We start from the raw sequence: 13929 nt of genomic DNA, 5'->3' as shown, positions 1-13929 counted from the left end.
GCACGGGCGCGGCGCCCGTCCGCTCAGGGCCCGACGACCGCCACGCCCGCGGCCAGCGTCCGCTTGCCGATGATCAGCTTCTGCACCTCCGAGGCGCCTTCGTAGATGCGCATCGGCCGGATGTCGCGGTAGAGCTGCTCGATGATCGAGCCCTGGCTCACGCCGGTGCCGCCGAAGAGCTGCACCGCCGCGTCCACCACCCGCTGCGCGGCTTCGGTGGCGCCGAGCTTGGCCATGGCGATCTCTCGCGTGGCCGAACGCCGGGAGGTGTCCTTGAGCCAGGCGGCGCGGTAGGTGAGCAGCGCGGCGGTGTCCAGCTCCAGCGCCATGTCGGCGATCTTCATGCGCACCGTATCCATCTCGGCCATGGGTGTGCCGAACAGCTGCCGGCCGGCGACGCGTTGCAAGGTTTCGTCGAGCGCGCGGCGGGCGACGCCGGTAGCTGCCGCGCCCACCGAGGCGCGAAAGAAGTCGAGCGTGGCCATGGCCATCTTGAAACCCCGGCCGGCTTCGCCGATGAGCTGGGTGCGCGGCACCCGGCAGCCGGTGAAACGGATCGTCGCGATGGGATGCGGCGAGATGATCTCGGTGCGCGATTCGATCACCAGCCCCGGCGTGTCGCCGTCCACCACGATGGCCGATAGCCCGCCGCCGCCCTGCACGTCTTCGGTCCGGGCGATCACGATGTACTGGTCGGCGATGCCGCCGTTGGAGATCCAGGCCTTGGCGCCGTCGATCACGTAGTCGTCGCCGTCGATGCGGGCGCGGGTCGACAGGCCGGCCACGTCGGAGCTGCCGTCCGGCTCCGACATGGCGAAGGCCGCGCAGCGCGAGCCGTCGCGGATGCCGGGCAGATAGCGGCGGCGGAGCTCGTCGCTGCCGAACAGCCAGATCGCCGCCGAGCCGATGCCCTGCATGGCGAAGACGAAGTCGGCCAGCACGCTGTCGTAGGCCAGGGCTTCGCGCACCAGGCAGGCCGAACGCACGTCGATGACGCCGCTACTGCCTTCGCCTCCGCCCTCGCCGCCGTTGCCGGCGACCGCGTAGCGCAGCAGTCCGGCGTCGCCCAGCGCCTGCAGCACCGCGCGGCACTGGGCGTCGAGCGGCATGGTCGCGATGTGCGCCTGCAGCGCCGGAAAGGCAGCGCGCCAGCGGCGCATGGCCTCCAGCACCTCGTCGTGCCCCGACGTGAAGAAAGGCAGTTCCCAGGGCGCGAGTTCCTTCATGCGACCGCCTCCTGCCTCGGCGCGTTGCGCACGGTGCGGTCGAACATGTCGAACAGCCGCTCCCAGTGCCGCTCGGTCGCGCCCTTGTGAAAAGCCTTGCGCGCCGGGAAGGCGAAGCCGTGGTCGCGCTGCTCGTAGATCTCCACCCGGCCGTTGATGCCGGTGTCGGCGATCACCCGGCGCAGGGCGTCGAGCTCGGCGGCTTCCACGTATTTGTCGTGCTCGGCGCAGGCGAAGTACATCTCTCCCCGGATGCGCCCGGCCAGCAGGTGCGGCGAGTCGGGTTGGTCGGTGACCAGGTGCACGCCGTACACCGATGCCGAGCAGGCCACCCGCTCCGGATAGGCACCGGCCAACCGGAACACGAAAGGCCCGCTCATGCAGTAGCCCACGATGCCGAGCGGACCGTTGCGCGCGTGGCGCTCGCCGTCGATGAAGTCGAACAGCACCGCGGTGTCTTCCTCGACCATGCGGTTGCTCAAGGCGCCGATGAGGTCCCACAACAGCACGAACTTCTCGTGATAGGCCGGGTCGAGGATGCGGGTCGGGTCGATGTCCACCGAGCGGTGGGTGCGGTAGTAGAGGTTGGGCATGATCACGTAGTAGCCCGTGGTGGCGATGCGCCGGCACATGTCGGCCAGTTCCTCGCGCACGCCGATCGAGTCCATGTACATCACCACCACCGGGAACGGCCCGTCGCCGTCGGGGTGGTAGATGTAGGTGTTCATGGTGCCTGCGCCGGTCTGGATGTCGACGGTTCGTTCCTGCATGTTGTCTCCGAAATCGTTGGTTCAGTCCTGGATGAAACCCGGCGTCGCGCCGCGCCACCGGTCGAGCAAGGTGCCGACCTCGACGGCCCGGTCGGCGGGCGCCTGCTGAATGCACGAGGGCGTGCGCGAGAAGCGCGGCGCCGGCGCCGGCTGCAAGCGGCCCTGGTGTTGCACGAAGGTGCCGCGCGCGGCCAGGTGCGGATCGGCCGGCGCTTCTTCCAGGCTCAGCACCGGCGTCACGCAGGCGTCGGTGCCGGCGAAGAGCGCGCACCACTCGTCGCGCGTGCGCTGCTTCATGACCTCGGCCAGCCGCGCCGACAGCGCCGGCCAGCGTGCGGCGTCGTGCTGCGCGTCGAAGGCCGGATCGTCCAGCCCGGCCCGCTCCCGCAGCAGCGCGTAGAACTGCGGCTCGATGGCGCCGACGGCCACGTGCCGCCCGTCTGCGCAAGCGTAGGTGCGGTAGTAGTGCGCGCCGCCGTCGAGCATGTTGGAGGCGCGCCCGCCCCGCCACAGGCCGGTGGCGCCCATGCCCATGATCGGCGCCATGAGCGAGGCCACGCCGTCGCACATCGCCGCGTCCACGACCTGACCCTGTCCGCTGGTGCGCGACTCCAGCAGCGCGGCGAGCACCCCGGTCAGCAGATAGAGCGCGCCGCCGCCGTAGTCGCCCACCAGGTTGAGCGGCGGCAGGGGCGATTCGCGCGTGCCGATCGCCTCCAGCGCGCCGGGCAGCGAGATGTAGTTGATGTCGTGGCCCGCCGCGTGCATGCGCGGCCCCGACTGGCCCCAGCCGGTCATGCGTCCGTAGACCAGCGCCGGCCGCCGGGCCAGGCAGTCGTCGGGGCCGAGGCCCAGGCGCTCCATCACGCCGGGGCGAAAGCCCTCGATCAGCACGTCGGCCTGTTCGATCAGCGCCAGCGCGGCGGCCTGGCCGGCGGCGCTCTTGAGGTCGAGCTGCGCCAGGTGGCGGCCGCGCAGCGTGCAGTCGCGTGTTTCCACCGGCGCGCCGGGCCGGTCGATGCGTACCACGTCGGCCCCCATGTCCGACAGCAGCATCGCCGCGAACGGTGCCGGCCCGAGACCGGCGAACTCCACCACCCTTACGCCGCGCAGCGGACCCTGGGTTTCGCGCAGGCCGGGGCGCCCGGCCGTGGGCTGCGTGGGCTCCGACGCCGGGCTCAACCCGCCGCCCCCACGGCGCGGCTGGTCCACACCGGCTTGCGTTTTTCGGCGAAGGCGGCGGCGCCCTCGCGCGCGTCCGGCGAGGCGAAGACCGGCTCGACCAAATGCCGCTGCCGCTCGAACTTCTCGGCATCGGGCCATTCGGCCGATTCCAGGATCACCCGCTTGCTGGTCAGCACCGCCAGCGGGCTGTTGTCGGCCACGCTGCGCGCCAGGGCGATGGCCGCGTCGAGCGCCTGGCCGGCCGGCACCAGCCGGTTGATCAGGCCGCATTCGTACAGCCGCGCGGCCGGCATCATGTCGCCGGTCATGGCCAGCTCCAGGGCGATGCGCTGGGGCAACTGGCGCGGCAGCCGCACCAGGCCGCCGGCCGAGGCCACCAGCCCGCGCTTGACTTCCGGCAGGCCGAAGCGCGCTTCCTGGGAAGCCACGATCAGATCGCAGGCCAGCGCCAGCTCGAAGCCACCCGCCAACGCATAGCCCTCCACCGCCGCGATCACCGGCTTGGCCGGCGGGCGTTCGGTGATGCCGGCGAAACCCCGGCCTTCCACCCGGGGTTTTTCACCCCGCAGGAAGCCCTTGAGGTCCATGCCCGAGCAGAAGGTGCCGCCCGCGCCGGTGATCACCGCCACCGCCAGGTCGTCGCGGGCCTCGAACGCGTCGATGGCCGCGGCCATGCATTGCGCGATGCGCAGCGTCGCGGCATTGCGCGCCTCGGGCCGGTTGAGGGTCAGCAGCAGGATGCCGTCGTCCAGCTCCTGCACCAGCAGTTCTTCGGTCGTGGTCGTGTCCATCAGCGGGGTCCCATGCGCATGGCGCCGTCGAGGCGAATCGTTTCGCCGTTGAGCATCGGGTTGTCGACGATGTGCAGCGCCAGGCGCGCGAACTCGTCGGGCTGGCCGAGCCGGGCCGGATGCGGCACCGCCTTGCCCAGCGATTCCTTCACCGGCTCGGGCAGCCGCGCCAGGATCGGCGTGTCGAAGATGCCCGGCGCGATGGTGTTCACCCGGATGCCCTTGCTGGCCAGGTCGCGCGCCGCCACCAGGGTCATGCCGACGATGCCGGCCTTGGACGAGGCGTACGGAATCTGGCCGATCTGGCCTTCGTAGGCGGCGATGGAGGCGGTCAGCACGCAGACGCCGCGCTCTTCCTCCACCAGTTCGTACCTGGCCATGCGCGCCGCCGCCAGCCGCAGCGCGTTGAAGCTGCCGATCAGGTTGATGCGCACGATGCTTTCGTAGGTTTCGAGGGAGCCCGGGCTGCCGTCCTTTTCCACCAGCCGCACCGTGCCGCCCCGGCCGGCGCAGTTCACCAGCACCCGCAGCGGCGCCATCGCTTCGGCCGCGTCGAAGGCCTGGCCCATCTGGTCGGCATCGGTGACGTCGGCGGCGACGAAACGCACGCCCGGGCCGATCTCCTGCGCCACATCTTCGCCACGCGATGTCGGCAGGTCGGCGATGACCACGCGGGCGCCTTGCGCCGCCAGCCGCCGCACGGTGGCCAGCCCCAGGCCGGAGGCGCCCCCGGTGACGAGGGCGGATGCGTCATCGAGCTTCATGGCGGAGCCTTTCGTGCAATGCCTGCAGGTGCTTTTTCTTCATGCTTCACAGCCTTTCGATGACGGTGGCGTTGGCCATGCCGCCGGCCTCGCACATGGTCTGCAGGCCCCAGCGGCCGCCGCTGGCTTCGAGCCCCACCAGCAGCGAGGCGAGCAGCCGCGTGCCCGAGGCGCCCAGCGGGTGGCCCAGGGCGATGGCGCCGCCCGAGGGGTTGAGCCGGTCCGGATCCGCGTCCAGCGCCCGCTGCCAGGCCAGCGGCACCGAGGCGAAGGCTTCGTTCACCTCGAAGCGGTCGATGTCCTGCAGCCGCATGCCGGCCTTGGCCAGCACCCGCCGGGTGGCGGGAATCGGCGCGCCGAGCATCGTCAGCGGGTCGTCGCCGATGACGTCGAACGCCACGAAGCGCGCACGTGGCCGCAGGCCGAGCTGCACCGCGCGCTCCTCGCTCATGATCAGCGCGGCGGAAGCTCCGTCGGAGATCTGCGAGGAGTTGCCGGCGGTCACGCTCCAGCGGATCTGTGCAAAGCGTTCGGCCAGATCGTCCTGGGCGAAGGAAGGTGCCAGCGTGGCCAGCTTCTCGGCCGTGGTGCCGGGCCGGATGGTTTCGTCGAGCTGTTGCACCCGCCCCTCGCCGGTGCGGATCGGCACGATCTGGCGCTCGAACTGCCCGTCCACGCGCGCCGCCTCGGCCAGCGCGTGCGAACGCGCGGCATAGGCGTCCATCTCGTCGCGGGTCACGCCCCACTGGGCGGCCAGCAGTTCGGCCGCCACGCCCTGCCCCACCAGCCCGGGCTCGTAACGCGCCTGGAATGACGGCCCGAAAGGGTCGCGGCCGACACGGCCGCTGCCCATCGGCACCCGGCTCATCGATTCGATGCCGCCGGCGATCACGATGTCGTAGGCCCCGGCCATCACGCCCTGCGCCGCGAAATGCACCGCCTGCTGGCTGGAGCCGCACTTGCGCTCGATGGTGGTCGAGGGCACGTGCTCCGGAAACCCGGCCGCCAGCCAGGCGCCGCGCCCCGGCGTGGAAGACTGCTCGCCCACCTGGCTGACGCAGCCGATCAGCACGTCGTCCACCGTGCCCGGATCCAGCCCGTTGCGCGCCACCAGACCCTGCAGCACCTGCGCCAGCAGTTCGTTGGGATGCAGCTCGACGAAGGCGCCGCCCGCCTTGCTGCGGCCCATCGGCGAGCGGACCACATCGACGATCACCGCGTTTTTCATTTGGAAGGCCACCCCAGCTCCTGTATCACTAAGATGATTTGAATTTAATAAAAATGAGACATAAGACTCACCGGGAATTCCACTAGTTCTAATTTTTGGGTCCGGATGAATACTTCGCGGCACAAAAAGGAGACACCGACATGCCCGTTCCGCATCCGTTCCTGCGCGCGCCCCGGCCGCGCCGCCGCACCGCATCGGCCCTCGCCGCCACGCTCGCCAGTGCGGCGTTCGTGCTGGGAGGGTCGCTGTCGACGGGCAACTCGCAGGCGCAGGCGCCGGCTGCCGGCATCTCCGACGACGTGGTCCGCATCGGCCTCCTGCTGGACATGAGTGGCCCCTACGCCGACATCTCCGGGCGCGGCACCGTCACCGCGGTGCAGATGGCGATCGACGATTTCGGCGGCAGCGTCGGTGGCAAGAAGGTCGAGCTGCTGGTGGCCGACACCCAGCTCAAGGCCGACATCGCCTCGGCCAAGGCCCGCGAATGGTTCGACGTGCAGAAGGTCGACACCATCCAGGACGTGACCGGCTCGGCGCCCTCGCTGGCCGTATTGGAAGTGGCGCGCGAGAAGAAGAAGGTGATCGTCTTCAACGGCCCGGCCACCGAGCGCTTCACCATGGATCTGTGCTCGCCGGTCTCGGTGCACTACGCCTACGACTCCTACGCGCTGGCCAGCAGCCTGGCCCGCACCCTGGTGGCGGCGGGCAAGAAGAACTGGTTCTTCGTCACCGTCGACAACGCCGGCGGCTATGCGCTGGAGCAAGGCGCGGCCTCGGCGCTGGAAGGCGTGGGCGGCAAGACGGCGGGCAAGGTGCGCCACCCGCTCAACGCCTCGGACATGTCCTCCTTCGTGCTGCAGGCCCAGGCCAGCAATGCCGACGTGGTGATGCTGGCCAACGCGGGCGGCGACACGGTCAATTCGATCAAGACCGCGCGCGAATTCGGCGTGGGCACGCCCAAGAGCAAGCAGGGCATCGCCGCCGCGCTGCTCTACATCAACGACATCCACGCGATCGGCCTCAACACCGCGCAGGACATGCAGCTGGTCGAAGGCTTCTACTGGGACGCCACGCCGGAGACCCGGGCCTGGTCGCGCCGCTACTTCGAGAAGATGAAGCGCATGCCCAACATGAGCCAGGCGGGCAGCTATTCGTCCACGCTGCACTACCTGCAGGCGGTCAAGGTCGCCGGCACCGACGAGACGGCGGCGGTGATGCGCAAGATGAAGGAAACGCCGGTCAACGACTTCTTCGCCAAGAACGGCCGCATCCGCGAAGACGGGCTGATGGTCCACGACATGTACCTGTTCAAGGTCAAGCAGCCCAAGGACAGCAAGTACCCCTGGGACTACTACACCCAGGTCGCCACCGTGCCCGGCGACCAGGCCTTCCGGCCGCTGGAACAGTCGACCTGCCCGCTCGTCAAGCGCAACTGAGCGGCCATGACGAGCGCGCTTTTCTCGGGCTTCGACCTGCGCGGACTGCATCTGAACAACCGGGTCGTCGCCTCGCCGATGTGGCAGTACATCGGCGAACACGGCCGCCCGGTCGACCGCCACCTGGTGAACCTGGGCCGGCTGGCCGAAGGCGGCGCCGGCCTGGTCATCCAGGAAGGCACGCTGATCGAGCGGCGTGGCTGCGGCACCACCGGAGACATCGGCATCTGGAGCGACGAGCAGGTGCCCGGCCTGCGCCGGCTGGCCGAGGTGATCCGCGCCGGCGGCAGCGTGCCCGCCATCCAGCTGATGCACAGCGGCCGCAAGGCGCGCCAGAAACCACCGCACCTGGGACGCGGCCCGCTCGAACGCAGCGACGCCATCGCCGACTGGGACGAGTGGGAGCCGGTCGCCCCCAGCGCCATCGCCGTCTCGCCGGGTTTTCCGGTGCCGCGCGCCATGGACCTCGCCGACATCGCCACGGTGCTCGACGCCTGGGCCGCCGCCGCGCGCCGTGCCCGCGAGGCCGGCTACGAGGCCATCGACCTCCACGGCGGCCACGGCTACCTGATCGCGCAGTTCCTGTCGCCGGTCGCCAACCAGCGCACCGACGCCTACGGCGGCGACTTCGCCCACCGCATCCGCTTCCTGATGGAGACCGTGGAGGCCATCCGCAGCGAATGGCCGGCCGACAAGCCGCTGCTGCTGCGCCTGTCCACGGTCGACCACGGCTGGTCGCTCGACGACAGCGTGGCGCTGGCGCGGCTGCTGCACCCGGCCGGCGTCGACCTGATCGACTGCTCCTCGGGCGGCATCGGCGGCTCGCCGCTCACTGCCGGCGCCCAGGCGGCGCCGGGCTACCAGGTGCCGTATGCGGCGCATATCCGCCGGCACGCCGGCATGCCGACCATGGCCGTCGGCCTGATCGTGCAGGCGCGCCAGGCCGAGGCCATCGTCGCCGACGGCCACGCCGATCTGGTGGCCCTGGGCCGTGAGCTGATCCACAACCCGCACTGGCCGATCGACGCGGCGCAGAAGCTCGGCGCCGATCCCCACTTCGCCGTGGCCGGCGACCGCGCCGGCTTCTGGCTGCGCCGGCGCGCCGCCACCGTGCCCGGCCTGCGCGCCTCGACCTTCACCGACGCGCCCGAGCCTCTTCCCATTTCCGACCCGACCGTCCCCATGGAACACACGCTCCACGCCATGCTCGCCCAGGGCGACCCGCAGGCCGCCTGCCTGCGCTTCGACGGCCGCGATATCCCGCGCGCCGAATTCCGCCATCGTGTCGAGCGGCTGGCCGGCGGCCTGTCGGCCATCGGCATCGGGCGCGGCGACGTGGTCGCCATCTGGTTGCCCAACACGCCCGACTGGATCGCGGTGCTGTTCGCCTGCGCCCGCGTGGGGGCCACCGTGCTCAGCCTCAATCCGCGTTTCGGCGCCTACGAGATCGGCAACTTCGTGCGGCGCTCGCGCTGCGTGGCGCTGTTCTATGCGCCCGAGCACCGGGGCAAGGCGGCCGCGCCGATCCTGGAGCAGTTGAAGCCCGACGAACGCGCCACGCTGCGCGCCCTGGTGGCGCTCGACGGGCCCGGCGCCCTGCCCGCGCTCGGCGACGGCGTGGCGCACCACCGGCTGTCCGCGCTGGAGGCGTCCGCGCCCTTCGACGGCCCGGGCGGCCAGCCCGACGACCCCTGCATCATCCTGTCGTCTTCCGGCACCACCAGCGAGCCCAAGCTCATCGTGCATTCGCAGCGGCGCATCGTGCGCCATGCGGCCGACATCGTGCGCCGCTTCGCCGTGCAGGCCGACACGTCCCGGCTGGTGCTGGCCATTCCCTGCTGCGGCGCCTTCGGCTTCACCGTGCTGATCACCGCGATGCAGGGCGCCGCCCCGCTGAGCGTCGTCGAGAACTTCGCGCCCGCCGAATGCGCCGCGCTGCTGCGCGAGCACCGCATCACGCATCTCTTCGGCACCAACGACCAGCTCGACAAGATGCTCGCGGTGGTGCCGCCCGACTGGAACCTGCCCGACCTGCTGCTGTTCGGCCACGCCAACTTCACCCCCGGCCTGCCCGACCTGCCGGCGCAGGCCGCAGCGCGCGGCATCCGCATGAACGGCTGCTTCGGACTGACCGAAACCATGGCGCTCTTCGCCACCCAGCCCTTCGACGCCTCGCTGGATCGCCGCGCCCAGTCCGGCGGCATACCCCTGTGCCCCACCGCCGCCGTGCGGGTGCGCTCGCTCGACACCGGCGAGCTGCTGCCGCCCGGCCAGACCGGCGAGCTGGAGCTGTTCACGCCCGACCTCATGCTGGGCTACCTCCACGACGAGGCCGCCACCCGCAAGGCGCTGTCCGAAGACGGCTGGTTCCGCACCGGCGACCTCGCCTATCTCACCGAGGACGGCGGCTTCATCCACCTCTCGCGCATCGGCGACGTGCTGCGCATCGGCGGCTACCTGGTCAACCCGCTGGAGATCGAGGAGGCCGTGCTGATCGACCCCGCGGTGCAGGCCTGCCAGGTGGTCGAGGTGCAGGCCGAAGGCAGCGTGCGACCGGTCGGCTTCGTGATCGGCAAGCCCGGCTATCGCCACGACGAGGCCGCGCTCATCGCCGCCTGCCGCGCGCGCCTGGCCATCTACAAGGTGCCGATTCGGGTGTTCGAGGTGGAGCGCTTTCCCACCACGCCCAGCCCCAACGGCGAGAAGGTGCGCAAGAACGAGATGCGCGACATGGCCGCGCAACGCCTGGCGATGCAGGAGAACGCACGATGAGCAGCGGCGAAGAAACCACCTCCCCGTCGGCCACCGGCCCCGGCGCCGGCCGCCGCGTGCTCGTCACCGGTGCCAGCCGCGGCATCGGCCGCGCCGCGATGCAGCGCCTGCGCGAAGACGGCTGGCGCCCGGTCGGCCTGGCCCGCACCGTGCCCGACGACATCGCGCCCGGCGAGCAGTACCTCGCCGTCGACATGACCGATGCCGACAGCCTGCGCGACACCCTCGCCGGCCTGCTGCGCGACGGGCCGTTCCACGGACTGGTCAACAACGCGGCCATGTCGCCGGTGACCTCGCTCGAGGACTGCAGCCTGCAGGACATGGACGACGCGATCCGGCTCAACCTGCTCGCGCCCCTGCTCTGCACCCAGGCGGTGGTGCCCGGCATGCGGGCCGCGCGCGCCGGGCGCATCGTCAACATCTCCTCGCGCGCCGGGCTGGGCAAGGTCAACCGCACCGCCTACAGCGCCACCAAGGCCGGCATCGTCGGCATGACGCGCACCTGGGCGCTGGAGCTGGCCGGCGACGGCATCTCGGTCAACGCGATCGCGCCCGGGCCGGTGCTCACCGAGCTGTTCCGCGCCGCCAGTCCGCCGGGCCATCCCCGCACCGTGGCACTGATGGACGCAGTGCCGCTCCAGCGCGCGGCCGAGCCCTCGGAGCTGGCGCACTTCATCGCCTTCCTGCTGGACGACCGCAGCGGCTTCATGACCGGCCAGACCCTGTACGTGGACGGCGGCCTCACGGTCAGCGCCGTCAAGCTCTGACACGACAGCCAAGAAGAACCAGGAGACACCACCATGCCCACCGCATCCCCCGACCCCCACCGCCGCCGCTGGCTGGGCGCCGCCGCCCTGGCGCCGCTCGCCTCGCTGCGGCCCCTTTCCTCCCGTGCCGCCGAGGCCTGGCCCGCGCGACCGATCCGCGTCGTGGTGCCTTTCGCCGCAGGCGGCGCCACCGACATCCTGGGCCGCCTGCTCGGCAAGACGATGGAGCCCGAACTCGGCCAGCCGGTGGTGATCGACAACCGCATCGGCGCGGCCGGTGCCATCGGCGCGAGCAACGTCGCGCGTTCGCCGGCCGACGGCTATTCGGTGCTGTTCGGCGGTGTCGGCACGAACGTGGTGCTGCCCATGACCCAGCCCGCGCTCGACTACGCACCCGACCGCGACTTCACCGCCGTCGGCCAGATCTGCAACATCGACTACGTGCTGGTGGTGGCCGCCGGCAGCCCGGACCGGACCCTGGCCGACCTGCTCAAGCGCGCCAAGGCCAGCCCGCGCGCGGTGAGCTACATGTCGACCGGCTCGATGGGCCCGCTGCACGTGTCGATCGAATACCTCAGCCAGCAGGCCGGCGCGCAGATGACGCACGTGCCCTACAAGGGCGAATCGCCCGCCTTCGCCGACCTCATCGAAGGCCGGCTCGACGTGGCGGTGATGACCGTGCCCTTCACCCGGCCCTACATCAAGGACGGCAAGCTGCGCGCCCTGGCCACCATCAGCGGCCAGCGCTCGGCCGCCATGCCCGAGCTGCCCACCGTCGCCGAACTCGGCTTTCCGGGCTACGCGGTGCCGATCTGGAACGGCCTCTTCGTGCCGACGGGCACGCCCGCGCCGGCCATCGCGCGGCTCAGCGCCGCCATGCTGGGCGCCGTGCGCCAGCCCGCCATCCGCGAGCAGATGGTGGCCATGGGCGTCACCCCGACCGGGCTGACGCCGCAGGAGTCGGTGACCTTTCTCGCGGGCGAGCGCGAGCGCTGGGCGCGGATGATCCGCGAGACCGGCGTGCTGAAGAACTGAGGGCGCGGCCATGGCAGACCATCGATTCCTCCAACGCCGCCGCCAGGTGCTGCAGCACGCCGCGCTGGCCGCCACAGGCCTGATCGGCCACGGCGCCTACGCCCGGGGCGCCGGCGCCGAACCGTTTCCGCGACGCCCCGTCACCATCGTGGTGCCCGGCCCCGCCGGCGGCAGCGGCGACATCGTCGCGCGGCTGCTCGCCCGCGAGCTCGGCGATGCCTGGAGCCAGTCGGTCGTGGTCGACAACCGGCCCGGCGCCGGCGGCATCATCGGCGTGCAGGCCGCGCTGGCCGCGCCGCGCGACGGCCACACCCTGCTCATGGGCAACACCGGGCCGAACGCGATCAATTACAGCCTGTACGCCCGGCTGCCCTACGGCCCGGCCGACCTGCAGCCGCTCAACAACGTGCTGGCCTTTCCAAACGTATTGATCGTGCGGCCCGGGGCACCCTGGAAGTCGGTGGAGGAACTGGTGGCCGAAGGCCGGCGCAGCGAACGCGGGCTGTCCTTCGCGTCGTCGGGCATCGGCCAGACCACGCACCTGTCGGGCGAACTCTTCAAGCTGCGCACCGGCATCCGTGCCACCCACGTGCCCTACAAGGGCGCCAACCTCGGGCTGCAGTCGGTCATCGCGGGCGAGACCGACTTCATGTTCGACAACTTCCCCACCTCCGAATCGCACCTCAAGGGCGGCACCGTGCGCGGCCTGGCCCTCACCAGCGCCCGCCGCATCACCCAGGCGCCGGAGTTGCCCACCATGGCCGAGGCCGGCTTTCCCGACATGGAGATCACCGGCTGGTTCGCGCTCTTCGCGCCGGCGGGCGTGCCGGCCGCGCGCACGGCGGCGGTCGTCGACACGCTCGACACCATCCTGCGTACGCCGGCCTTCGCCGACCGGCTGCGCCAGCTCGGCGGGCAGTCCGGCGTGTCGACACCGGCCGAGTTCGCGGGCTTCGTGGAACGTGAGCGGGTGAAATGGGCCCGTGCGGTAGAGGCCTCCGGCGCCCGCGAGAACTTTTGAGGCCCGGGCTTGGCGATCCCATCGAGGAACCTAGAATTCGGAATTTTTGGGACACGCGTCTCAAACATCGACCGAAGCATTCACATGACAGGTACCTCTTCCGCCCCGGACACCACCGACGCCGCCGACGAAACACCGGCGTCCGATGCGCCACAGAGTGCCCTGGCCCGGGGCATCCGCATCCTGCGCTGCTTCACCACCGCCGAATACGACCTGAGCGGCAAGGACCTGGTCGACCGGTCCGGGCTGCCCAAGGCCACCGCCTTCCGCCTGATCGCCACGCTGCGCGAGCTGGGCCTGGTGCACTACTCGGAGCGTCGCGGCAAGTACATGCTGGCCCCGGGCGTGCTGAGCCTGGCCTCGCCCCTGCTGGCCAGCATGACGATCCGCTCCATCGCCCGTCCGCTGATGCAGGAGTTCGCCGACTACGCACGCGGCCAGGTCACCCTCGCGTCGAGCACGGACGACGAGCGGCTGATCTTCATCGAGGCGATCCAGGGGCGCGGCAATTCGGTCTCCCGTCCGGAGATGGGCACCTCGGTGTCGCTGTCGAAATCGTCGACCGGCCGGGCGTTTCTCACGCTGCTGCCGCCGGCCCGGCTCGACGAAGCGGTGCAGGGCATCCTGCGCCAGCATCCCGAGCGCGCCGACTGGCTGGACGAAAAACTCCAGCAGACGCGCGACGAACTCGCCAGCCTCGGCTACTGCCGCAACCAGGGCGAGCTGCACCGCAACACCATTGGCGTGGCGGTGCCGGTGCTGCGGCTGATCGACGACCGTCGCTTCGTCTTTGGCTGCACCGTGCCGGCCTTCCGGCTCTCCGAAGAACCGGAACTGCTCTCCGACCTCGGCATGCGGCTGGCCACGCTGGTCGACTCGGTACAGACGGCGCTGGGCACGCCGCGCGGCTGAGGCCGGCCGGAACGAAAAAAGG

The 13929-nt window shown here is 71.0% G+C and carries 12 protein-coding genes; 6 read left to right on the top strand and 6 right to left on the bottom strand.

What is annotated here, in order from left to right:
• Window positions 1–23: 23 nt before the first annotated feature.
• Genes R9X41_RS06960 through R9X41_RS06935 form a run of 6 tightly spaced genes read right to left on the bottom strand, consistent with a single transcriptional unit; the run spans window position 24 to window position 5964 of the window.
• The gene (locus R9X41_RS06960; RefSeq protein WP_318634155.1) at window positions 24–1226 is read right to left on the bottom strand and encodes an acyl-CoA dehydrogenase family protein; all 1203 of its coding nucleotides are present in this window, start codon (window positions 1224–1226) and stop codon (window positions 24–26) included.
• A complete protein-coding gene (locus tag R9X41_RS06955) occupies window positions 1223–1996 on the bottom strand; it encodes a dienelactone hydrolase family protein (RefSeq protein WP_318634154.1) in 774 nt (257 codons plus the stop codon). The genes R9X41_RS06960 and R9X41_RS06955 overlap by 4 nt, the downstream gene beginning before the upstream one ends.
• Before the next feature lie 21 nt (window positions 1997–2017).
• Window positions 2018–3130, bottom strand: a complete 1113-nt coding sequence (locus tag R9X41_RS06950) for a CaiB/BaiF CoA transferase family protein (protein ID WP_318635167.1) — start codon at window positions 3128–3130, stop codon at window positions 2018–2020.
• Between the two features lie 44 nt (window positions 3131–3174).
• Window positions 3175–3972, bottom strand: coding sequence for a crotonase/enoyl-CoA hydratase family protein (locus R9X41_RS06945; RefSeq protein ID WP_318634153.1), 798 nt, complete (start codon window positions 3970–3972; stop codon window positions 3175–3177).
• Window positions 3972–4736, bottom strand: coding sequence for an SDR family NAD(P)-dependent oxidoreductase (locus tag R9X41_RS06940; protein ID WP_318634152.1), 765 nt, complete (start codon window positions 4734–4736; stop codon window positions 3972–3974). Before R9X41_RS06940 ends, R9X41_RS06945 begins: the two co-directional genes overlap by 1 nt.
• Before the next feature lie 46 nt (window positions 4737–4782).
• Complete coding sequence (locus R9X41_RS06935; protein ID WP_318634151.1) at window positions 4783–5964, bottom strand: thiolase family protein; 1182 nt, start codon at window positions 5962–5964, stop codon at window positions 4783–4785.
• A gap of 140 nt (window positions 5965–6104) precedes the next feature.
• On the opposite strand from R9X41_RS06935, the gene R9X41_RS06930 reads away from it, so the two are divergent.
• From R9X41_RS06930 to R9X41_RS06905, 6 genes are all read left to right on the top strand, one after another.
• Window positions 6105–7400, top strand: a complete 1296-nt coding sequence (locus R9X41_RS06930) for an ABC transporter substrate-binding protein (RefSeq protein WP_318634150.1) — start codon at window positions 6105–6107, stop codon at window positions 7398–7400.
• Window positions 7401–7406: 6 nt separating this feature from the next.
• Window positions 7407–10172, top strand: coding sequence for an oxidoreductase (locus R9X41_RS06925; RefSeq protein WP_318634149.1), 2766 nt, complete (start codon window positions 7407–7409; stop codon window positions 10170–10172).
• A complete protein-coding gene (locus tag R9X41_RS06920; protein WP_318634148.1) occupies window positions 10169–10939 on the top strand; it encodes an SDR family oxidoreductase in 771 nt (256 codons plus the stop codon). Before R9X41_RS06925 ends, R9X41_RS06920 begins: the two co-directional genes overlap by 4 nt.
• A 33-nt stretch (window positions 10940–10972) precedes the next feature.
• A complete protein-coding gene (locus tag R9X41_RS06915) occupies window positions 10973–11974 on the top strand; it encodes a Bug family tripartite tricarboxylate transporter substrate binding protein (protein ID WP_318634147.1) in 1002 nt (333 codons plus the stop codon).
• A gap of 10 nt (window positions 11975–11984) precedes the next feature.
• The gene (locus tag R9X41_RS06910) at window positions 11985–12995 is read left to right on the top strand and encodes a Bug family tripartite tricarboxylate transporter substrate binding protein (RefSeq protein ID WP_318634146.1); all 1011 of its coding nucleotides are present in this window, start codon (window positions 11985–11987) and stop codon (window positions 12993–12995) included.
• 84 nt (window positions 12996–13079) lie between these two features.
• Window positions 13080–13907, top strand: coding sequence for an IclR family transcriptional regulator (locus R9X41_RS06905; protein ID WP_318634145.1), 828 nt, complete (start codon window positions 13080–13082; stop codon window positions 13905–13907).
• The last annotated feature ends 22 nt before the right edge of the window (window positions 13908–13929 follow it).

Source organism: Xylophilus sp. GOD-11R (assembly GCF_033546935.1).
GTDB lineage: Bacteria > Pseudomonadota > Gammaproteobacteria > Burkholderiales > Burkholderiaceae_C > Xylophilus.
This window is presented reverse-complemented; position numbering and strand designations above follow the sequence as displayed.